This window comes from Pseudomonadota bacterium, assembly GCA_022361155.1.
GTDB lineage: Bacteria > Myxococcota_A > Polyangia > Polyangiales > JAKSBK01 > JAKSBK01.
The window spans coordinates 1-21274 of sequence record JAKSBK010000071.1; the positions used below are offsets into that span (position 1 = coordinate 1).

Annotated in this window: 16 protein-coding genes; 12 read left to right on the plus strand and 4 right to left on the minus strand. The window is 61.0% G+C overall.

Annotated elements, in window-relative coordinates; all coding sequences use genetic code 11:
* Nucleotides 1-407: LLM class flavin-dependent oxidoreductase (locus tag MJD61_01860; GenBank protein MCG8554023.1), on the minus strand; the 407-nt coding region annotated here is incomplete at its 3' end.
* A 440-nt stretch (nt 408-847) separates the two neighbouring features.
* Complete coding sequence (locus MJD61_01865) at nt 848-1123, minus strand: type II toxin-antitoxin system VapC family toxin (protein MCG8554024.1); 276 nt, start codon at nt 1121-1123, stop codon at nt 848-850.
* 416 nt (nt 1124-1539) lie between these two features.
* Between MJD61_01865 and MJD61_01870 the strand changes: the two genes are divergently transcribed.
* The 5 genes from MJD61_01870 to MJD61_01890 all read left to right on the plus strand — a co-directional run bounded on the left by MJD61_01870 (nt 1540) and on the right by MJD61_01890 (nt 7641).
* A complete protein-coding gene (locus MJD61_01870; protein MCG8554025.1) occupies nt 1540-2307 on the plus strand; it encodes a hypothetical protein in 768 nt (255 codons plus the stop codon).
* Nucleotides 2308-2318: 11 nt separating this feature from the next.
* Nucleotides 2319-2516 carry a hypothetical protein gene (locus MJD61_01875; GenBank protein ID MCG8554026.1) on the plus strand — a complete coding sequence of 66 codons (198 nt, stop codon included), beginning with the start codon at nt 2319-2321 and terminating at the stop codon, nt 2514-2516.
* A 63-nt stretch (nt 2517-2579) separates the two neighbouring features.
* Nucleotides 2580-3596, plus strand: coding sequence for a cytidine deaminase (locus MJD61_01880; GenBank protein ID MCG8554027.1), 1017 nt, complete (start codon nt 2580-2582; stop codon nt 3594-3596).
* Nucleotides 3597-4650: 1054 nt separating this feature from the next.
* Nucleotides 4651-5178, plus strand: a complete 528-nt coding sequence (locus MJD61_01885) for a hypothetical protein (protein ID MCG8554028.1) — start codon at nt 4651-4653, stop codon at nt 5176-5178.
* A complete protein-coding gene (locus MJD61_01890; GenBank protein ID MCG8554029.1) occupies nt 5179-7641 on the plus strand; it encodes a hypothetical protein in 2463 nt (820 codons plus the stop codon).
* Nucleotides 7642-8940: 1299 nt separating this feature from the next.
* Here the strand turns inward: MJD61_01890 and MJD61_01895 are convergent.
* Both MJD61_01895 and MJD61_01900 read right to left on the minus strand, forming a co-directional pair.
* Entirely contained in the window at nt 8941-9825 is an 885-nt protein-coding gene (locus tag MJD61_01895; protein MCG8554030.1) for a hypothetical protein, read from the minus strand.
* Complete coding sequence (locus MJD61_01900) at nt 9815-10612, minus strand: hypothetical protein (GenBank protein MCG8554031.1); 798 nt, start codon at nt 10610-10612, stop codon at nt 9815-9817. Before MJD61_01900 ends, MJD61_01895 begins: the two co-directional genes overlap by 11 nt.
* A gap of 1231 nt (nt 10613-11843) precedes the next feature.
* Between MJD61_01900 and MJD61_01905 the strand changes: the two genes are divergently transcribed.
* From MJD61_01905 to MJD61_01935, 7 genes are all read left to right on the plus strand, one after another.
* The gene (locus MJD61_01905) at nt 11844-13202 is read left to right on the plus strand and encodes a hypothetical protein (protein MCG8554032.1); all 1359 of its coding nucleotides are present in this window, start codon (nt 11844-11846) and stop codon (nt 13200-13202) included.
* Entirely contained in the window at nt 13199-14524 is a 1326-nt protein-coding gene (locus MJD61_01910) for an HD domain-containing protein (protein MCG8554033.1), read from the plus strand. Before MJD61_01905 ends, MJD61_01910 begins: the two co-directional genes overlap by 4 nt.
* Nucleotides 14502-15698, plus strand: coding sequence for a site-specific DNA-methyltransferase (locus MJD61_01915; protein ID MCG8554034.1), 1197 nt, complete (start codon nt 14502-14504; stop codon nt 15696-15698). Before MJD61_01910 ends, MJD61_01915 begins: the two co-directional genes overlap by 23 nt.
* A gap of 8 nt (nt 15699-15706) precedes the next feature.
* Nucleotides 15707-16615 carry a GNAT family N-acetyltransferase gene (locus MJD61_01920; GenBank protein ID MCG8554035.1) on the plus strand — a complete coding sequence of 303 codons (909 nt, stop codon included), beginning with the start codon at nt 15707-15709 and terminating at the stop codon, nt 16613-16615.
* Between the two features lie 77 nt (nt 16616-16692).
* A complete protein-coding gene (locus MJD61_01925; protein ID MCG8554036.1) occupies nt 16693-18159 on the plus strand; it encodes a fatty acid--CoA ligase family protein in 1467 nt (488 codons plus the stop codon).
* Entirely contained in the window at nt 18152-19084 is a 933-nt protein-coding gene (locus MJD61_01930) for a radical SAM protein (protein MCG8554037.1), read from the plus strand. The genes MJD61_01925 and MJD61_01930 overlap by 8 nt, the downstream gene beginning before the upstream one ends.
* A 1473-nt stretch (nt 19085-20557) precedes the next feature.
* Nucleotides 20558-21274, plus strand: a 717-nt coding sequence (locus tag MJD61_01935) for a hypothetical protein (GenBank protein MCG8554038.1), incomplete at its 3' end; no start/stop codon positions are given.

Here is a 21274-nt window from a genome sequence, read left to right on the forward strand (position 1 = left end):
AGCGTGTGGGTGTAGAACTCGCCGCGGAAGTCGAGCTTCTCCCCCTGATACCAGCAGGCCCAGATGGCCCGCATGGCCAGGATGAACTCCCGCATGCGCGCCGCCGGGTGCGACCAGGGCATGCTGAAGCGCTTGGTGACGTGGGGCCGGATCTGGGAGCCCAGGCCCAGGATGAAGCGCCCCTGGGAGTACGCCTGGAGGTCGTTCCCGATGTTGGCCAGCAGCATCGGGTTGCGCGCGAAGGCCACCGCGATGGAGGTCATCAGCTCCACCCGCTCGCTGTGCTCCGCGGCCAGGAGCAGCGGAAAGAAGGGATCGCTCCCGATCTCCGCCGTGACCACGCCGTCGTACCCATGGGCCTCGGCTTCCCGGACCCGGTCCGGCACCTCGGACAGCGAGCCGAACAACGGTGCGTCGATCTTCACGGCATCCTCCTGTGGCGCGTCCGGGAGAGGTCCTCGGAACGAGAAGCCCCGGGGCGGAAGCGAATCCGATCGCAAGGGCGGCCGCAATCACCGCTTCCCGGCGCGCAGTCTCCCGGAGACACGTCTCGAACAGGTAGTACAGGCCGCCAATCAAAGCCCGCTTGGTGCGATCAAGGCGCGAGGTGGCCAACGTCGAACAGAGGGCTCGAACCCCTGGACGTACGCGGATGCGGGGCCTCTCCGAAACTCGAACGCCCCCAACCCCGCCCCATCCTCCACCAGCCCCAGGTCCCCGATCATGCACTTGGATCGGAGGCGCAAGAAGTGACGGAGCTTGCGTCTGGTGCGTTGTGAGAGGCGGCAGGGGGCGGCAGGCAGGGGCACCGGGGACGGCCGACGGCCCCTATACGGCCCTTCCCAAGTCAGGCCAGCCAGCTCTCCCGAGGGAGCCGCAGCCGCTCGAAGGCTCGGTCGGCGGTGACCAGGGTAAGGCCGTACGCCAGCGCGTGTACCGCGATCGCGAGGTCGAAGTCGCTCATCCGCTGCCCCGCCTTTTCGAGCCGGGCCTTGCGCTCTCCGAAACGCCGGCTGACCTCGTCGCTCCAGGGCAGGCGGACGAGCTCCGACCCGATCGCGGACCACTGTGCCTCGAGCGCCCTGCGGCGCTTCGACGCCGGGCGGTAGCGCAGCCACCTCAATCTCGGCCGCGGTCACCTGGGAGATCGCAACGTCCTCGCGCGGCGTCCCCGCCACCCGCGTCGGCACACCCGGACCGCCGCGCATCAAGGCGCTCGCTCGGCGTGGTCGGCGGGCTTCCTGAAGGCGATCGGAACCCCGCGTCCCGAGCTCAAGGCCGTGGACGAGATGACGGGAGCACCGATCCCCGCTTGCCAGCGAGTCCTCTCCACCTTGTGCGGATAGGCGAAGGAACAGAATTTCTCGAGGCCCGCAAACCTCCCTCGCGTCCCTCCCCCGGGGGAGATCAGCTGCTGCTGCGGCCTTCCGCGAGCGGGCCCGAGGCGCCGGAAGTGGCGCCGTGTGACCATGCCTGTCACGGCGTAGGGCGAGCTTGGGCTCGATTCGTACACTCCGCACAGGGCAGGAGGCGGCGGGCGTGACAAAGTTGACCTTCGGAATCCCGGGGCTCCTTACCAGCCTTGTCCTGTTCTCGGGGTTCTCGATTGTCGAGATGATGTCCGCCGACGAGTCTGCTCAGTATTTCGGACAACCGACAATCGATTTCGTGAAGGCGAACAAGCCCTGGTTATTCGCACTCATCGTCCTGCTGTTCCTAGGTCAGCAATTGATGCTGCGCTGGCCCAAGACCGCCTCGCCCTCCGAGGTCGACGATATGCGACTCGCAATCGCCCCAATCCTCGAATCGCTTCTTGAGCGATACAACCGGGCGATCACGCAGCTCTCTGGCCTACAGGTCCCGGCCGTCCGCACGAACATCATGCTGCCCACTGGGAATCGCGTATGGAAGCGATATCTCGCCATCTACTATTGGGACGGTGGTCCAGCGCGGATCGCGTTCCCAGAGGCAGAACTGAATCTTCGCTGGATGCGCCAGCAGGGTACTTGCGGCTCGGCATGGTCGAAGAAGCGCGCCACAATCTTCGATTCAGAGGATGAAGCTTACCAAGCCCCAGCAGGCAGACTGACGGACCGGCAGAAGGCGGTTGTTGGTCAAGTCCGGTCAGTGCTCAGTGTCCCGATCTGGTCGGATCCGCCCCGAGAAGTGATCGGCATTCTCAATCTCGATAGCAGGTTCAATATCGACCGGACTCTGTTTCACCACCAAGATATTGCGAAGGTGTTGGAAGCAAGCGCTCGGTCACTTGGAAAGGTGATTACGCCAAACGGCGTCGCCGCAAATTGAGAGGAAGTCCAGTGAAGGTCGTACGAAGCAATGAGAACAGCTACGCGTACATCGAGTGGGAAGAGGCAGATGAGGCGACGATTCGGGAGATCCAGCGGCAGCCTCGGCTCGAGCACGGGACTTTTCGTATCGAAGTCGCGCCCGACGAGTCGATCCCGGACGAAATCAGGGGAAGGCTCCAAGAGGGTCGTTTCTTGGTCGTTGAGTAGCTCGTAGTGCGATTGCGTTTGCTGCAGCCTCGGTCGGTCTACTCGCAAGTAGAGGGTCTGTGAGTGGTTGACGATGAGATCACCGATCGGCTGTCACGCGCTGCTCGGCAGGCAGCCGTCAATGCCTACGCGCCGTACAGTGGCTTCCCAGTCGGTGCTGCCGCGCTCGCGTCCAATGGCAAGATCTACACCGGCACAAACGTTGAGAACGCCTCCTTTGGTCTGACGGCTTGTGCCGAACGAAACGCCATCTTTCGCGCTGTGGGCGATGGCGCGCGTTCGATCGTGGCCCTAGCGATCTTCACTCCGACGTTTGCTCCAGCGGCTCCTTGCGGTGCATGCCGCCAGGTCTTGAGTGAGTTCGGTTCCGGCACCGTAGTCACGTCTGTGTGTGACGGTGGTGACTCCCTCCGATATGCGATCGAGGAGCTGCTCCCTCTCGCATTTGGCCCGAACGACTTGATCGATGCGAAAGACCAGCGTAAACGGATCTGTGTAGACATCGACAACGTTGTTGCTGACACCGATCCCGTTATGCGAAGCGTGATCCACGAGCTCACTGGGGGTCGCGTCGATCTCAGATACAAGGACATCACGCGATTCAACTACTGGGAGTGTCGTGATGGCCAGGATGAGTCCATCACTAGAGATGAGTGGGCCGCTGTCCACGCCGCGTTCTCCGACCCCTCTAACCTCGAACGAGTCCAGCCGATCAAGGGGGTTCAGAGGTCGCTCCTTCGACTAGTACAGCGTGGATACGTGCTGCACTTTGCAACCTCCCGGCTGCCTCAGGCCCGAGCGGCCACCATTCGCTGGCTCGAAGCTCACGGCTTCCCTCCGCACGATGTGCATTTCCTCAAGCACGGCGAGAAGCATGTCTCCCTGGGTCAATTCGCCGCCTCGGTTGAGGATGATCCTTCCCAAGCGTTGGCGTTCGCTCAAGGTGGGGTCGGTACCAGCTTCTTGATGGCCCACCCGTGGAACGAGTCAGTGCCGCAGCATTCGCGACTCAAGCGCGTCCACGGCTGGGACGACATTGTGGCTGTCCTCACTGCCGATAGCGGCGACCCGAACCTGTGATCCGGCAGGTACCTCGATCCGACCTAGCGGGTCGCCGCAGCGGGAAGATTGGTCCGAGGTACATCGGGTGCCAGGAGGCATCCTGCCTCCCTGGGTGAGGTCAGGCGCTGGCGCTTCGGACCTAGGGGGCCTGCGTCCCTTGAACCCTTGGGAATGCTGAGCATCGCGTCATAGTCGGCAGGGACGCGAGGTTGCTCCGCCCAGATTATTTCAAGCATTTCAGGATGTTAGCTAGCTTGCCGCGCCCGTGGATCTCTTCACGCGCCCCAATAGCAGAATACCCTGCTCGCCCTGTCTGCCCTTCTGCTGTTGACAGTAAGTCGAAGTCTGCTTCACTGTGTCTTGCTTCGGAGGTCAGTAGACCATGATGGTGTGCTTCTCGTGTCCGCAGGATGTCAAGTCGCATCTCGATAGCCTCGTCGAAAGCGGACAATACGCCGACTATGGGCAGGTTCTCTGTGCCGCTGTGCGCAATCTAGCTGTCCTTCACAGTGAAGTAGATCCCCGAGGGGCTGTGGTTGTATCCGCTGCGCCGACGGCGGTAGGTGCAACGCCCGCCCCGGCGGCTGGGGAGGCGGTCAACGAGGAATCAGTGCCCGAGCCGGCGGCCGGGCCGAAGTCTCGCCAAAGGCCAGTGAAGCGCAGAGATGCCGGGAGCGGTCGTCCGTCACGGCTTCCGCGACACGCTGTGGCTGATTCTGCTTCGCCTGTTCAGATTCCCAGCCTCTTCGGCCCTTTCGAGCACGGATCGATCGAAGGTCGAGTTGCGCCCGCTCCCGATGATGTTTGGCGTATAGGTCAGACTGTTCCCATCGAGCGTTGGATCTTCGGCCAGTTCAATCGACTTCTTCCGGCAAAAGCAAGCTGCCGGGCGATCGCGAACCTGGCAGCCCAAGACGACAAGCGAAGCCTGGATGAGCTCGCCTCGGAGATTGCGAAAGAAGCTGCGGTTCTTGGCACGTATCTTCGGCGGCTCGATGCATCGGCTGGTAGAGGTCGGGACGAGAACCTCGCAACCGCGTTTCCCGGGGCAGGTCAGTCAAAAGAGAAGGGGTTGCTCCGCTACGCGAGTCAGTTCGTTGCCTCAACGAATAGCAATGGTCAACTATCGGGCCTCCTCGTCAGCTTCAAACTCATCAACAGACTCGTGGGTAGCCGTTCGCCTGTTGGGCTCACCGAAGCCGGATGGGCCTTTGCGGCTCTCAAGAATCCTGTGCTGGACCAGCCCGAAGGGCTTGCGGATGCTCCTCGCTTCACACCCGAGGAAGTCGGATTCCTCCTGAAGCACATCGCGCGTAGCGTTCCCGCGGAGCGGTTCGCTTACAGGTCGATACTCGAAGCCGTTGAGGCGGGGAACACCTCGCCGGACTCGCTCGATAGAGCGCTCAGCAAGTATAGATCGCAAGGCCAGGACAGGGAGGCTTCGACTTCGTTCCTTTCTTCCCAACGGTCGGGCGCAGTCTCGCGAATGTCGGACCTTGGCCTAGTTCAACGGAGCCGTGCCGGCGTTCGTGTCGAGTACGGGATAACCGAGCTGGGGAACAAGTTCCTCGCCGCGACTTCAACGCCGGAGGGCGAATAGGTGAACTTCACGAATGGGAAGTGCCGGGATCTCTGCATTCGGCTGATGGAAGCGGATTCATGCAACGCGGTTGTCGCGGTGCTGGAATCGGAAGGGCTCTGGGCGGATCCTGCCGTCTGGAGGCTGTACGGCGATGAGCCGAACAACTTCAGCGCAATCGGCAACCAGACCGAGCGCTCGGATGCGGCTCTGGTCGAGAAAATCGTGAACTCCATCGACGCAACCCTGATCGCGGAGTGCCTCGCTGCTGGGATCGATCCCGAGTCGGACTCAGCCCCCCAGTCAATTCACGAAGCTGTTTCGGCCTTCTTCGAGAAGGACACCGTGAACGCCGACGCACCAGGGCACATCTCTGGGTGGACAAAAAAGAAGAGGGGGGAAGCGGCCAATCGAATCACCGTGGCGGCGACCGGAAAGAAGGGATCGGGAGGGAATATCTGCCTCTCTATCGCTGACAGCGGCGAAGGTCAGACGCCCAATTCCGTACCCGACACGATCCTCTCGCTGAACAAGGAGAACAAGATCAAGATTCCCTTCGTTCAGGGTAAGTTCAACATGGGCGGTACAGCCGTGCTCCGGTTCTGCGGCGATGAGAATCTTCAGTTCGTTCTGACCAAGCGCAATCCTGCGGCTTTGCAGGCGTCGGATATCTCTTCCGATCTCTGGGGTTTTACCGTCGTCCGCCGTGAAAACCCGCAAGGGAAGCGGAGGAACTCCAGATACACCTACCTGGCCCCCATGCCCGATCCCAATGGCTCTTCCAAAGGGGGAATTCTCAGGTTTGCCGCCGACTCGATGCCGATTTTTCCGGAGTCGAACAGGCCATACTCGCGTCCTTCGAGCCACGGAACGCTCATCAAGCTCTATGACTACGAGACTACGGGCTTCGCGAAGAGCGATGTGCTTCGTCGGGACGGTCTGTTGCGCCGGCTCGATATTCTGTTGCCTGAGATCGCGCTTCCGGTTCGCATCCACGAATGTCGAGGTGGAGGAGGTCACGGCGGCAGCTTCGACAACCCGCTCACTGGCCTGACGGTTCGCCTCGACGACGACAGCGCGAACAATCTCGAGTTCGATCCCATTACATGTCCCTTCTCAGTTAGCGGCGAACCGCTCACTGCGACGATCTATGCGTTCAGGCCAGGAAAGGGAAGGACCTATGCGAAGCGCGAGGGGTTGATCTTCACAGTAAACGGGCAGACTCACGCTCCGTTGTCTCGTGATTTCTTCCGCCGGAGTCGAGTAGGTCTCGGGTATCTGAGGGATTCCCTTCTCGTGCTCGTAGACTGCACGAAGCTGTCTGGCCGCAGTCGAGAAGATCTGTTCATGAACAGCCGAGATCGATTGAGCGACCATGAACTTAGGCATCAGATCGAGCTCGAGCTTGAGGTGATTCTGAAGGAGGAGCCGCGACTCCGGGAGCTGAAGGCCAGGAGGCGCGAGGAAGAGCTCAAGGAGAAGCTTGCCGAAGAGAAGCCGCTCGAACTCGTCCTGGGCGCACTTCTGAAGAAGTCTCCGTCCTTGAGTTCCATCCTCCTCAAGGGCGCGCGTCTATCGAATCCCTTCGATACGCGAAAATCGGGCGAGGAAGAGAAGAGGAAGTTCAAGGGCAAGCGCTTTCCTACGTACTTTAGATTTCGCGGCAAGCCCGATAGCCACGTTCTCCAGCGCGAGTGTGCGATCAATTTGAGGCAAAGAATCGAATTCGAGACCGACGTAGAGGACAACTACTTCGGCAGGAAGCGCGAAGGAGGCCAGTTCCAGCTCTATACGGTGGTGGATGGGTTGCGGAAGGACGTCTCCGATTTCACTGGCCCCGTGTTGGATCGAGGATCGGGAAGCATTCGTGTCGCACTTCCCCCGAACGCGGAAGTTGCGGATCGATTGGAGTACGTGGCCGTCATTGATGACTGCTCCAGAGTAGACCCGATTGAGAACCACTTCTCTATCCTGGTGAAGCGGCCCTCGGAGGGGCGCAAGCGAGATTCCTCCAAACGGGACAAGTCAAAGAACCCGAAGGGTGACGGCGACGATTCGAAATCGGAGTCGGGGTTCTCTCTGCCCCCCGTGGTTCGGGTATACGAGGAGGAGTGGGGGAAACATGAACCTGCGTTCGACAGGTTTGCCGCACTTCGGATCGTAAACGCCGGCGACTCTGAAGAGAATGGCGGGAAGCCGAAGTTCGACTTCTACGTCAACTGCGACAACATGTACCTGAAGTCGGAGGCGAAGGGGCGAGCGGAGGACGTGAAGCTGGTCGAGGCCCAGTTCGTCTACGGGATGGTCCTAGTTGGCCTTGGTCTTCTTCATGAGGATTCTCAGAGGAAAGAGGCTGATGAAGGGCGCATGTCCGTTGAGGATCAAGCCGAGCAGTTCTCGCGAGCAATCGCGCCCTTCATGATGACGATCGTCAGCGACCTTGGGGGTTTGCAGTTCGACGGCGATCAGGCAGAACCTGCTTAGGCGAGCTGATGGAAGAGGAGGACTTCCCGGCGGGTTCCGTTCAGGCCCCATTGGTTCGCGTACCACTTTCGGTTCGGCACCTCACGCCGCTGGCGATTCGCTCTGCCGTTGCGCGCACTTAGATGTACCTCTCGATAGCCAGCGCGTTCCATGGCCGAGAGGAAGCGCGGCAGTTGAACTCCCGGTTGGCTGAACGCCACTAATTGAACCACAAGCGACTCGCGGTCAAGGAGTCCGCCGACGGACCTGAAGGCTCCCTCTAGGTCGCTGTAGTATCTGGACGAATCGTGATGGGACCGACGGTCACCAAAGGTCAGCTCTGAGGGCTCATTGTCATCCTCCCCTCCCGCGATCCAGAATGCTGCTGCCGTTTCCCGGCGGCCCATGATCTGCCAGCGGTTGTAGAGAACATGGATTCCAGGATATGGCGGCGAGGTGAGCACAAGCTTGGGAGGCGGGCGCTTCCCGAAGCATGCGTAGCCAGCAAGCTTCCCAGCATCGGCCTTGAGGCAAACGGTACGGCGCACGCCCACCCCAGCGGCTAGTCGATCAGCGTCTCTGGCCCGACGCTCAAATTCCTCGGCACCCTGCAACATCTCATCGACGATCTCTCGGAACCGACTCCGAAACTGATCTACGGTAGGTATCGTGTCACGGCCATCGAGTGCCCACTGGCCGGTCCTTAGGATCGCGCAGCGCGCGAAGCGCTCGACGCGTGTGGCGGGCAGCCGTGCGGCATCATTCACGGCAATCGCAACTAGCTTCCGCAATCTCCAAGTACTCGTGCTGTCCAGGTTCCGAGGAGATCCTTCTAGGTTGGGCGTGGCTGGGATTGGGGTTCTGGTGTTCAGCTTGGGGGTGAGTCTTTGAGCCCATCTGCGGAGGCGCTCACGATCGCGTCCCGAAAGCACTGTGGTCTTTGCGCGAGCTGCGAAGACCGCGAGGCTGCTCCTGTCGGCTCCGACGCCCAGCCGGCCCGCTACTCGCGCCTCCACGAGGGTCGTTCCACCGCCGACAAACGGATCGAGCACAACGTCCCCGGGCTCAGAGAAAGACTCGATGACAGCCCGCGCGAACTCGGGCGAGAATCGCGCCGGATAGCGATAGAAGTCGTGGGTCAGCCCGCGCACCGGCTGGCTATCGTGTAGTGCTGACAGGAACGGCGATAGAGACTCGCGAGCGACTAGTTCCATCATTCTTGGCTGTCCTTGTCGTTGCTCGATGGCCGAACCGATTTCAGAAGGGTCTATTGAATGTCGAGATCGTTCCACTTGCAGAGGACCTCAGAGTGCCGATTCCTTACGCCGCTGCTGTCGGGTCAGCCTGGGAACCTGGACCACGATCGTCTTGGTTGCCGACTCTGAGGCAGGTGCAGAAGTTCTCGACAGCGATAGTGGCATCCGCGAGTGCGGTAGTCTTCTCGATTTCCGGATGATCGATCGCCATCTGGCGAGCATATGCTTGGGGTCCCTGAGCCTTGGTGTTGGCGAAATTGGCGGCTAGGTCTTCTAGCGCGGTTCTGATGGCGCCGAGCTCTCGACCAAAGCCATCGAGTACAGCCTGCGCAGCGGCTTCCGGCCCGCCCGCATCGTTGTGCAACAGGACGAAGGCGATGTCGTACCAATCCTTTTGCGTTCTCCGGGCGTACGCGGCAGCACATTTCGCGAGGAGGAATCCGGCGAGCCCGGTCACGTAGACCTCGACGAGGTGCTCGACACCGCCAATCTGGGCCCTGAGCTGGCGGGTCGTGCGGTCCCGGGATGCGAATCCCGTCCCCCGAAGGTTGGCGGCGCCCAAGGAGTCACAGTCATCGAAGTGGACGCTGGAACCAGCCGGAGCCGTCTCGAGGTCAGTCAGAAGTTCGAATCTTACGATCGCAGCGGCGAGCGGCCCTTCTGCCCTCCAGCGCCACGCGTACTCGCCATCCGGCACGAACTCCGCGTTGCGCAAGGCTCGCTCCAGGCGCCGGGTGTTGACCGAGCCGCAGGCGATCTCCAGATCGACCTGCACATCCACATCGGTCGTCCCGGCGTGCCGGAAGCCGCTGCCCGAGCACAGCAACTCGGGGACGAGCCCGCCCATGACGACGAACTCGGGACGAGCACCATAGTGGTGAACCACGCGAACGAGTGCACGCTCGGCGGCCTCGCGTGCAGCTCGGTTGCGAGGACGCTCATCCGCCACGGATCACCTCCCGCAGATGCTCGGCGGCCTCCTCGCCGCGGACGCCGGATTGCCGGAGGTCGACGTAGACACGAGGCCACGGCGCGACCCGAAGTCCATCTACCTTGGAGGTCAGCTCCCGTACGGCGACCGTGGGAAAGGGCCGCAACGTCAGGCGTCCGCCTTCGATGGGACGGAGATTCACTGACACCGCGGCCGCCTCGAGCAACGCCATACTCTCCGCATCCACATACACCTCGGCTCTCGTGACCGAGGTGAGGTAGGGAGCGATCGCGGACGCAGCCACAGCTCCGGTTGCCGCCCAGGCGAGCTTCGCCCTGGTCCACTTCCTTCCTGTCTCCACCAAGTCCGCTACCAGGTCGCGCCAGGTCACGCCCACCTCGAGGGAGGGGGATGTTGGTGCCTGCTCGGCCGCCGAAGCGTACGCTTCTAGAAGCCCATCTGGGTCGGTGACCTGGCGGCCTGAGAACCTCCCGCGGCGGGCCGGGGCCTCCAGCAGGCCGAGGTCCGTCAGGAATCGCAGCGCCTGAGTGCAGCTCCCGGCCGAGAGGCCGGTGGCGGAGGCTGTCGCAGCCACCGTGGGCTTCGTTCCACAGAGGATCGCCTCGGCAACGGCCAGCACTGCAGCGGTCCAGCGCGCCGGCTTTGCGGCGGGCTCGGGCGGTCTCCCGGTTCGCGAGACGATGATCGAGCCCACGGCGATCTCAGCAGCGCCAGTCTCGTCCACCCACCCGATTCCGGCCTCCGAGAGGGCCTCCCGAGCGCCCGGCGATAGCCGCCGCGCCACGACGATATCCGGGCGGCGGCGCCGGTTGGCGAGTGCTTGGCGTGCGTCGCTTAGGCTGCCTTGGCCGATCCACTTGATCCGCAGTCGGTGGTCTCCGAGGACTAGGTGCGGCTCTGCATCAGACTCCGCCCTAGCCACCTCTGGTTTCGCCGAGCGCGGGAGGATGTCGATAACTACGCGGACAGCCCGCCCGGAGAGATCTCGTTTGCGGTCGGTCGGCACCACGTTGATACCTCAGCAAATGACTATACCTCATATATTTCTGAGGTATATAGAAGCGGTGATGTATTGCTCGGGTTAGGGCAGGCGGCTCAAGGCAGTCAGCCATCCCCGCGGGGACAGGACTTCAATTCCCGTTCTCAGCCTAGGGATCGTCGCGGATCTCCTAAGATGAGTTCGTGCAGACCAGCAGAAGGGGCCGCACCCTGCTGGCCTCGCGCAACAGGCGCGGATTGAGGCCTCGCTTCAGCGACTTAGGAAGGAGCGCGATCGCGTCTCCAGCCTTGCTCTCTGCTCAGCCGGTCAGCGGCGGACGGGCTTCTACTGCGGGCAGGGGTTCGTGGCTGGATTGAGGGCAGAGGTATATGGGAAAGCCCCCTGCGATTGTCGTAGTTGGCCCGACCTGCTCTGGAAAGAGCGAGGCGGGCCGGATGATCCAATCCCTGGGCTTCGAATGGATCGAGCCCGGCCTCGTCAAGGAATACGTTCCTCTCGAAGTGCCCCTACTCGAACGCCTCCAGAGGATTGACCAGTTCTTCGAGGAGCACGGCGATGATGCTGTTGCTCGCGAGATCCTCAGCCGGATTGAATCCCGTGATAGCCGCGGTACACCAATCGTGGTGACGGGTTGCCGCAAGCCCGTAGAGCGAGATGTCCTAAGGCAAGCGTTCAGGCCCCGGGTCCTGGCGCTACACTGCTCCGATCGAACGCGATTCGCTCGCTCGCAAGCACGAGTCCGAGCAGATTCTCCGAGCGACTATGAGACATTCCTCAGAGCCTCCGCCTGGGAATACGCCATTGGGCTCGGGCGCCTAGTCCTTGAGGCCGACGCTCTAGTCGCCAACGACCAATCTCTGTCCCATTTACGGTCTTCCCTTGAGCGAATCGTGCGCCAGATGGACGGGCAGCCCGAATGAGTAGTAGTTCGCTCGATGCGACGCTTAGAAGGCTTCACAGCCTTCCTTTGGTGCACATTCGGGACTCCCCGGATGGACGGGGAAGGGGCTGGTATATGCGCCTCGATGCTTCCTCGTCTGGAAGCTCGCCGGCCACCTTTCCTGGCGTCTACAGCACCTCGTTCGGTGTCCAGCTCCTCTGTCGCCGCGATGCGCCAGCAGACCCGAAGAGCCGCCAAGCGATACTTGATGGCCTCAAGTATCTCCTCCTCCAGTTCGACGACAGCAAGAGGGTTGACGCGGGGGATACTCAGGACTGTAAGCAAGCACGAAAGTTCAAGGAAGTCGGCCACCATGATTTCAAACTCACCATGAAGCTCGGTGAGGTCCTAGAGGCCGCGAACGCGCTCTGGGATATCAGGAACACCCACCCTGAATTCGCCAAAGCGCTTGAGGATTCGTACTCCCAGATAGACGAGATCGCTCGGGTTCTTGCGAATGCTGCGATCTCGTCCGACGATCAAGGGCAAACGTTCCGCGCTTGGCCGTGGCACGTAGTCACCGAATCTGCGGAGGCCGATCCCATTCCTACATGCCATGCTCTCATGGCACTTACGCATCAGGCATGCCGCACTGCGGTCAACCGCGCGGAAGTCGTCAACTACTTGCTCCGGGAGTTAGAGAACGAGAGAGTATTCCTCGTTCACAAAGTGCGAATCCTCAACTCGCTTCTCCGCCTTGAGTACCGCATCCCAGGGAGCGTGAACTGGCCTGGCAAGAGGGACGACCTGCTCTCGGAAATCCGCGCACGTCTCCGCGAGCCCGCGACCTTGGCTTGGCAGGAATCCTTGCACTACTCGATCCCATCAGCTGAAGGACCGATCAGTCACTACAAGCCATGGATTTGGACATTTCCCAGAATCGACGCCGCCGAATGCTGCTTGCGCTTGAAGGAGTCGAGAGCCGGAGAGGTGACCGAGACTCTGGCGGAACTTGTCCAGAACGCTAGCCGCGACATCGGTCTTGAGGGGGCAGTGCACTTCCAAGTCTCGGAAGCGCCGAGTCTGCTCGCGAGCCTCCGCACATCTACTCTGTTCCGCCTCGCGAACGAGGTTCTTCTCAGTTCCAGGTTGGCCCGGGTGAAGCTACGAACAGCGACCGTTCACCTCCGAATCGTGGCTCTTGCGCGTCGTCATCCTGGATTCATCACGAGCTTCTTTGCGCTCTGGATCTTCGTAACAGTCCTTCCGCACACGGATTTTACGAGTGCCATTGGCCAACTATCCCCGTCCTTGGATTTGCTCTCGCGTTCCCTTCGAGCGCTTAGGCAGTTCTGGCCAATCTGGGCTGTTGCGTTCGCTGTGACGGCCGTGTGGGAACAAGGCCCGATCTGGCGAAGACTCATACGAGCAACGGCATACGTGGCGACCGTTGTCCTGATGGCAACACTAGTATCGATGGCGCTTCCTGTATGAAGTTCCGAGATGTCGTTCATGGTGCGATCGATTTCGGCACCGATGTAACCGCCGAGCTGCTTGAGGAGCTGGTCCATACACCCGAGGTTCAGCGGCTCCGATTCATGCGGATGTTGAACCAAGACGCCATGTACATGCAGGAGCTGGCGACGGCGCGTCGGTTCGCTCATGCAGTAGGAACCTGCCATACCGCTCTTCAGGTAGCCCGTCGAAGTGGAATCGGACAGGATGATGTTTCCACCATCGCGGCAGCTGCTCTCTTGCATGACATTGGGATCCACCCCTATGGTCATCTTGTTGAGACCGAGCTCCGCCGCCGCGATCCCGACGTTTCTCATGAATCGCTCGTGCGGCAGCTGATATTCGGTACGTATCACCCTCTCAATCTCTATCATCAGATCCTGCCGGCACGATCACTGCGTGTAGCGGCGGTACTGCAGAAGTTTGGTGTCTCTGCTGACAAACTGATTTCTCTTGTCAGCCCAGATGCCGGTGGTGCAAGTGCTATCGCTGGCCCGATGGACTTCGACAACATCGACAACGTCCACCGAATGGCGGCACTTCTCGGCTACTCTGGAGCAGCAGAGAACCTGAGAGAGCTAGTCGGTCATCTTCAGCTCGGGACTGATCTATCGCTTGCGATAGCTGTTGGCGGACTCGCTGCTGCTAGGCGGTGGCTTGATTTCAGGGAACTGATCTACACGCAGATGATCGGGCATCCTAGCTGCGTCGCATACAATGCGTATCTGCAGGATCTAGTTCGAGAGGCCGTGAAAGGTGACGTAGTTACTGCTCGAGATTGGTGGCTCAGCGATGTCGAGTTCGAGCAGAAAGTGGAGGCGAGCGAGGCGCTTAGGGAACTCGCGATTCAACAGAAGGTTGGCTGCCTCTACAGCTTGATCGACTATGCGTGGATCGAAGCCGATCCCGCATCCGCCGTTGGGTCTCCGGAACAGGCCACGTTGGGGGAGCAGGTCGTTGACGCGATCGGGCCGCCACCGAGCCACGGCCTCGCGCAGCGAGTGTGGGTAGAGCGCGACAAGACGACGAGGCAACTCACCCTGGAGGTTGGCGGAAGGCAGATTTCCCTAGGCCGGCCTTCTCTCGTCGTCTTAGTAGCTCTCATCAATCCCGGTATCGTTGCGAAGCGATCCCTTAAGGAGCTGCGAGCTGAGCGGGGCCTTCGGAACTGGCGCAAACACGTAGCTTCGTGCATCAGAGAGCAGGGCCTGCTCGAGGTCTCGCAGCTCCTCTTCCCCGAGGATATTGAAGCGCGCATAGCGCGGCGTAGCGGAAGCCATGGCCAGCTCAGCTTGCTCTAGGCGTGCCCTTGAGGGGATAGACTGGGACTTCGCGAATGTCGAAAACCGCGGAATCCATCTGATCCATTGGTATCCGGCTACGTTCGTATCTGCGATTCCGGGTTCTCTAATCCCCATGCTCACAAACGAGGGCGACTTCGTCGTCGATCCCTTCTGCGGTAGCGGAGCGACCTTGGTCGAGGCCGTGCGGTTGGGGCGGACTACTCACGGTTTCGATACGAACCCCGTCGCTACCCTAATTTCCCGGGCGAAACTGGCCCCGCCGCAAGCCAGCGAGATCGCAGTCCTGAGGGATGAGATTCGGGACCTGGCGGGAGCCCTTCCACTTGCACTCGCCGAGGTGGATCGTCTTTCGCACCCAAACCGGCCCGAGCTACTGCGCTGGTACCACCTGGACACCTTCCTGCAGTTGAGGACGATTCAGTCGAAGGTCGAGTCCCTTCCGGCTGGAAGACTTCGAACAGCCGCTCAGTGCGTGTTCTCAAGCACCCTAAAGGCCACCTCATCGCAAGGGAGACACTACGGCTGGGTTTGTGACAACGTCACCCCAAAGGCTGATGAGATACAGGCCAAGAACGCGATCTCCTCCTTTGTTGAGGCGTTGACGGCCTACGAGCTTGCTGTGGCGGAGCTTCGGGACGATATGGTCAGGCGCGGGATTGACCCCAGTTCTGTGGAGCGTGGCAAGACGTGGAACGTCGAGCGAATCGATGCGTGCCAGGGACTGCGAAGCCTCGCTCCGCGCGTGGTGGATGCCATAGTCACATCGCCGCCATACTTCGGCATGGCAGACTATGTGAAATCGCAGCGCCTCACATTCCTATGGAATCACCCTGATGTCGCCGAGATCGAAGGCTGGGGCGATCTAGAGGATCTCCGTGAGGCTGAGATTGGGTCGCGATCTCATCGGCGGCGGACTAGAAGTCCTCAGGAATACCGCGACTACATGGAACGCTTCGTCCAGGTGGCAAGCGGCGCCTTGAAGAAGGATGGAGTTCTTTGCGTCGTCATGGGCGCGTCCACGGCAAGCAGGCCTACAGGCTTCGACATGGACGACGCTGCCAGTCGCTGTGGGCTAGAGAGGATCTTCTCTTCAGAGCGGGATATCAGGGTTACGAAGCGACGTCTCCGTGCGCAGCTAGAAGGCGAGTCTGTAGTCGTCTACAAGAAGTGAATCACCCAATGGCGGATGACCAAGCCCATTTGCTGGATAGCCGGGGCGACCTCTTCACCGTCCGCTCGCTATCACCCGCCATGGCGAGCCGCTTTGCCGACGACTTGGTCGCGGCGCACAACCTGATTCCATACCAGCGCTGGACAATGGAAGATCTACTCGCGGATAGAGACTCGGCGCGGGAGTTCTTCGGCAAGTGGGAGATAAGCACTATCGCACTATCGGTTGACGAGCGACCCCTTGGCTTCTGCATCGGCTTCGAGCGGGCAGCCGATGGCACCTACTATGAGTCGAACGGGATCTATCTCCATCGGTTGGCGGTTTCCTCTCAATTCCAAGGCCGCTCCATCGGAGCCCTCCTCCAGGCCGAGACGATTGCCCGAGCCCTGTCGCGCGGCCTCAAGTATGTGCAGGATCTCCCAGTCGCGCCGATCTTTGGTCAGACAAACCTTCAAGAGAGCAACCGGCGGGTCCTCCTGTTCCATCACGCTGCTGGCTTTCGTCAAGTCGGCGAAAAGACCTATGGCGATAGAACCGACGCGATCTTGCGGCTAGACAGACCGGACTTCGAGGCATCGCGCCATGCGGCTCTGTGGCGGCGTCGGCGCTACTCCGAAGGCGGCCAGGTTCGGCCACGGCCAAAGGCGGATGTTGGATTGCAGCCAAGAGCTTCGCTTGAGCAAGCAGTACTCGCGACAAAGGAGTGGATCGCCAGCTTGAGTTCAATCCCCGCGTCTGAAATCGAGGACGAGGACCATGTGAAGGACCTGCTTTCCGCGGACTCGCTAGCGATATTGGAACTACTAGCCAGATTAGAGTCGGCTCTCGATACGGAGTTCTCGGAAGAGGATCTCTGCGGAGTAACGACAGTTCGGTCACTCGCGGAGATGCTGGCGAGCAAGCTATCAGGGCCGTGAAGCGGCCCAGCTCCCCGTCAACTCTTGACGCAATGCTCGCGTACTGGGCGGCTACCAGACCTGAGCATACGGCCGTCGTGTGCGAAGACGATCAGTATAGCTACGAGACCGTCGAAAAGGCCGTGGGCAATCTGGCTCGGCTGCTCGTAAGGACCGGACTCCAGCCTGGCGATACGCTGTGCTCTCTAGTTCCAAAGTCCTTTGATTTCGTTGTCGCTTTTCTGGCCACCCTGCGAGTTCGAGCTCTCTATCTTGGATTGAGCACAGAAACTCAAGCAACGGATCTAGCGAGCACCCTTGCAGGCCTACGCGCACGGTGGCTCCTTGTCGGCGGAGAAGCGTCGCAAGCGCTCACAGCGACCGCTCGGTTGCCTCTAGACCTTTCGGTTGTCCACCTCGATCGCAGCGAGCTACTGGAGCCTTCCGATGACCGCGGTGCCCCGGATTGCCACGGCGAGATGGGTAGTCCGTGTTACTTGAACGCGACCTCGGGTACGACTGGATCACCCAAGTTCGTCGTAGCAACCCATGCCAATCTCGCCTGGAACTGCATTTCGGCGATCGACACTTTCGGGCTGAGACCAGGCGACGTTCACCTTTGTACGTTTCCCGTGCATGTGCATCCCCATGAGAGTATCGCACGTGCGATCTACTCAGGCGGTGCCACGATCGTAGAGGAGTTCAAGCCTCGGCGTGTCGTAGAGCGAATTGTCCGTGGTGAGGTAACCCACTTAATGTCGTCCCCAGCGGTATTCAGGTTGTTGCTTGATACAAAGCCCGAGTCTGGACGGGAAGGCGGGTCGTTGCGAATCGCGGAAGCCGGAGGCGCGGTGACCACGCGGGAACTATCGCGAGAGTTCACGGATCGCTTTGGGCTTCCCCTGACCCCTGTCTGGGGCAGTTCAGAGACCACCGGCATGGCGCTTGCGGTCGCTGCCGATGACGATGTACGCGATCAATATCCCTTAGGCCGGTGCTGCTCTTCATACCTGGCCGAATGTGCGGACTTGGAAACCGGGCTACCGCTAGATAGAACGGGTGAGATCGGAGAGCTTCGAGTTGCCGGGCCAGGGGTCGCTTCGCGGTACTTCGGCAGCGCTGACAACCACGTGTTTCAACAGGGCTGGTATCACACGGGCGATCTTGTGCGGCGGCAGGCGGATGGCGTGTTCTACTTTGTCGGGCGGAAGCACGACATGGTAAAGGCTTCCGGCCTTCGGGTATATCCCCTCGAGATCGAGACCATCATCCAGTCCCATCCTTCGGTGCGCGAGGCAGTAGTGATGGGAGCAATCGATCCAGAAAGGGGAGAGAGGCTTGCAGCCCTCGTTGTCCCGCGAGACGGGCATAGCCTCTCCATCCGCGAGCTCGCTTTCTTCTGCAGTCAGAGACTAGAAAGTCACAAGGTTCCCAGGTTGATCCGCTTGTGCCGCGCGCTACCGCGCAACGACCTCGGCAAGGTCGATCGGATCGCAGCACTTGCCGCAATCGATCCTGATCGCCGCCTGCGAGCCTTGTCTTTCAGCGAGTCGCCGGATGGCTGATAGAAAGCTCAACAAGGCGTGCCAGATTCGGGACAAGGTCTTGGGCCGATCAGTGTTCCTGAGAGGAGTGATCGAGTTTAGCAATGTATGCGTCAGGAACTGCCTGTATTGCGGCATGCGGGCCTCCAACAGGGATCTCAGACGCTACCAGATGGACGCCGGTAGCCTTGTCGCTGCCGCTCAAGAAATCCGCGCTGATGGTCTTGGCATCGCAATGATCCAGGGAGGAGACGATCTCGCATATGACACAGGCGAGTTAGCAAGAGCCGTGTCCGAGGTCCGCCGCCTTGGCCTCACGGTCCTGCTTTGTATCGGAGACCGGCCGTTGCAGCATTACGAGCTCTTCCGCGCTGCTGGGGCCGAACAGGCCATCGTGAAGTTCGAGACCAGCAACGCAGAGCTCTACAAGCAGATGCGCCCCCACAACAGCCTAGAGGACAGGCTGGAGCTGATCCGCGGCCTTGCGGCAATGGGTTACTCGGTTAGCAGCGGCTGCATCCTCGGTCTGCCTGGCTCGACAACCAGCGACTCGATTCGCGACCTGGAGCTAGTCAAGGAGTTGCCCTTGTTCGCTGCCAGCGTCAGCCCCTTCATTCCGGGGCCGTCCACCCCGCTGAGCGGCTACGCATCGCCCCCCCTGGATTCAGTCCTCGATTTCATTGCAGGAATGCGACTGGAAAACCCGGATCTACTGATTCCAGCCGTTAGTGCATTGAACGCATTGGCGACGAATGAGGGGCGAAAAACGCTCGGCCTTGCTCTGGGACTTCAGGCCGGGGCGAACGTAGTGACCGTCAACTATACACCGAACGATGCACGAGGTGACTACATCATCTATCGAACGGCACGGTCACTTGTGAGTCTGGATATGGCCATCGACGCGGCGAGGACGGCCGGACTCCAACTCAGCCGCCCGCTCAGCTAGATCGAGCAGCGGCCAGGCTCTTGGCAGAGAGTACACCGGCATACTATAAGGGGGAGTGCCCACCAGACTCTCCCAGCTTCATCCGTACCCCGCCATGGTTGCTGACGAGGTTGCGGAGGGACTGGCCGCAGAGTACGTAGAGCCTCGCGCAGACGTTTTCGACCCGTTCTGCGGCACGAGTCGGACCCTCCTGGCAGCCGGTGCACACGGCGCCAACTGCTACGGGACCGACGTCAATCCACTCGCAGTGCTTGTCTCGCGGGCGAAGCTGAGTGAGCCAGACGTTTCCGCTCTATCGAGGTTGGCGCATGTCTCCCCTGAAAAGCTGCCATCGACTCCCTACCCTCGCTTTGAAGGCCGCCGGACGGCCGACTACTTCTCCAAGGGTGCCAGGGCCCAACTATCGGCGCTGATCTACGCGATCAATAGGGAAGATCTTGATCGAGACTCACTCTTGGTTGCTGCTGCAGTTCTCAGCGCCACGGCTAGGGAAGTCTCAACTTGTCGCCAAGGCTCATGGAAACTTCACCGGCTTAGCGCAGAGGAGCGGAGTAGCAGGCGGGTAGATGCCGCGCGAGTTTTTCGCCGGCGGATGTTTCGAGTAATAGACGATCTGCGATCTCAACCACTTCCAGCCATCGAATCTCGGATCGTGAATGGGAGCGTTCTCGACCTGCCGCGACTGCGGAGCCTTCATGGATTGCCCGCGCAATTCGATCTCGTGCTGACGTCTCCGCCCTATGGCGATTCCTTCTCGACTGTCCAGTACGGAGGCATATCAAGTATCTGCATCGGCGTCGTTAGGAATCTCCGCGGATTGCGACTGCCGCCAATCCACGGTGGGCGAATCGACTCTGCTGGCCTTGGAGGATCCGTCGAAGATCCGCTCGCTATCGACAAGAAATACTGGTGCGGAGGGGTGGCAAACCGTGCCTTCGGGCGAGTCGGAGCGTTCTTGGCGGACGTGGAGAGAAGCTGTTTGCGCATCGCCGAAGCTGTCAAAGTGGGAGGACGGGCGGTCTTCGTCCTTGGTCGGAGATCTGCTGGAGGTTGGCGACTCGCGCTAGACGAGTTCATATGTGATTGCATGTTGGATCTAGGATTCCGGAGAGAGTCTGTCAGGAAGCGAGAGGTAGTCCACAAGTGGACGCCGTGGATTGTCAACTCTGGAGGGCGGGGACCAGAGACTCGGCTTCGGCGCACGATGCGTTGGGAATACACGTTGACTCTTTCCAAGGCGTGACCGTATCGCAAGCCCAATCGAAGATTCGCGGCAGCTAGAACCCGGACTTGCTCCACGATGCCGCGAATGCTCCCACTGATCGTCAGAGAGCAAGGATAAAGAGACCGGAGCCAGCGTCGGCTTCGCTCACGACTCCGCATACTTGGGTCCCGGATTCCAGCGAATTCTGCCGGCAGCTACGTTGCTCCAATGCCTGCACGTCTCGAGACGATAGGGCGTCGTCCCCGCGAATGAAGCGCGACGGCGACGATCCCTCCGGACCCACGCGGCGCGCCCGACCGGGGCGCATCCGAGCCGAGCGCGGTGAAGGCCGCGGGCTCCTGCTCCGCAAGGTCTCGGCGCGGGTCCGACATCGCGAAGGTCGCTCGCGCTCCAAGGGCCGTGCCCTCGGCCGGCCTGGCTACGGCCCGGGCTCCCGCCAGCAGCGCAGCATCGTGAAGCTCCAGTACGTGGCGAACAAGACGCCTGGAGGCTGGCGGGCCCACGGCCGCTACCTGGCCCGCGAAGGCGCCCAGCGCGAGGGTGACAAGGGGCTCGGCTTCGATGCCTCCGAGAGTGCGGTGGAGATCGACCGGCGGCTCGATGGCTGGCAGCAGGCCGAAGATCCGCGCATGTGGAAGATGATCCTGTCGCCCGAGCGCGGCGAGGCGCTCGACCTGATGGACCACACTCGGCGCGTCTTGAACGCCATGGAGCGGGATCTCGAGACGCGGCTCGAGTGGGTGGCGATCGACCACCACAACACGGACAACCCCCATGTCCACGTAGCGATTCGCGGTCGTGACGAGGCCGGGAGACCGCTGCTGCTGGATCGCGAGTACGTGAAGCACGGCGTCCGGCTCCGCAGCCGCGAGCTGGCGACCCAGGCGCTCGGCTACCGCACCGAAGCGGATCGCGTGCGTGCTCGTGAGCGAGGAATCGAGGTGCAGCGTTTCGGCGAGCTCGAT